At 63.6% G+C, this 1,253-nt stretch carries 1 protein-coding gene; it reads left to right on the top strand.

The window, feature by feature from the left end:
* Positions 1 to 55: 55 nt before the first annotated feature.
* A protein-coding gene (locus OCGS_RS00615; protein WP_156800922.1) for an IS3 family transposase occupies positions 56 to 1,227 on the top strand; the annotation gives its coding sequence in 2 pieces (ribosomal slippage) (positions 56 to 305 and positions 305 to 1,227; 1,173 coding nt in all).
* Positions 1,228 to 1,253 lie beyond the last annotated feature (26 nt).

The following is a 1,253-nucleotide window of genomic DNA, read 5'->3' as shown; positions in this document are numbered from 1 at the left end:
CTGGAGTTCCCCCGGTTTCGTGGACACAATTTGGCTTTCATAGGAAGGTGTTCACATGCCGAGAACGAGGAACCCGTACCCTGCGGACTTCAGGGCCCAGATTATCGCACTGGCGCGCGCCGGCCGCAGCGTAGAGAGCCTTGCGCGGGAGTTTGAGCCGTGCGCCGCGACCATCGCGGGGTGGATCAGGCAGGCCGGGATTGATAGCGGCGCGAGAGATGACGGCCCAACCAGTCTGGAGCGCGAGGAGCTGGCGCGTCTGCGCAAGGAGAACCGCCAGTTGCGCATGGAGCGCGACATACTCTCAAAGGCCGCGGCCTGGTTTGCACGGGACGAGCTCGGCTCGCCGAGGTCTTCAAGTTCATGACCGCGAACCAGGTCGTGTTTCCCGTGCGAATGATGGCCAAGGTCATGGGCGTATCGCGCAGCGGCTTTTATGGCTGGATAGCACGCCCGCCATCGGCACGCGCAACGGCTGACCGGCACCTGTCCGAGCGGATCGGCAGGATCCACAGCGCGTCGAAGGCGACCTACGGCGCGCCCCGGATACATGCCGAACTGGCTGACGGAGGCATCAATGTCGGCCGCAAGCGCGTCGAAAGGCTCATGAAGGCGGCGACCTTGGTCGGTGTCAGCCGCCGCAAGGGCACGCGCACGACGATCCGCGACGATCGTGTACGCCCGGCCAGCGATCTGGTCGACCGGAACTTCCGGGCCGACGCGCCGGACCAGCTCTGGGTGGCAGACATCACTTATGTGCCGACTTGGGCGGGCTTCATCTACCTGTCTGTCGTCCTGGACGCCTGGTCGCGTCGTATCGTGGGATGGTCGATGGGCCACGACCTCAAGGCCCAGCTCGTCATCGACGCGATGAACATGGCGATCGGTCAGCGGCGGCCACGGGACGTGATCCACCATAGCGATCAGGGGTCGCAATACACGTCCGTGGCGTTTGGCTTGCGCTGCAAGGAGGCTGGCGTGCGTCCCTCGATGGGTTCGGTCGGCGACGCCTACGACAACGCCATGTGCGAGAGCTTCTTTGCCACGCTCCAATGCGAGCTGCTCGACCGACGCAAGTTCCGCACCAAGGCCGAGGCTCGCATGGCGGTCTTCGAGTTCATCGAGGGTTGGTACAATCCCAGCCGCCGACATTCGGCCCTCGGCTACAAGTCACCCATCACATTCGAAAGGAGCGCACAAACCCAGTTGAAATCTGCTACCGGTTAACTGTCCACGAAACCGGGGGAACTTCA

It is taken from the genome of Oceaniovalibus guishaninsula JLT2003 (assembly GCF_000299575.1).
Taxonomy (GTDB): domain Bacteria; phylum Pseudomonadota; class Alphaproteobacteria; order Rhodobacterales; family Rhodobacteraceae; genus Palleronia; species Palleronia guishaninsula.
This window is presented reverse-complemented; position numbering and strand designations above follow the sequence as displayed.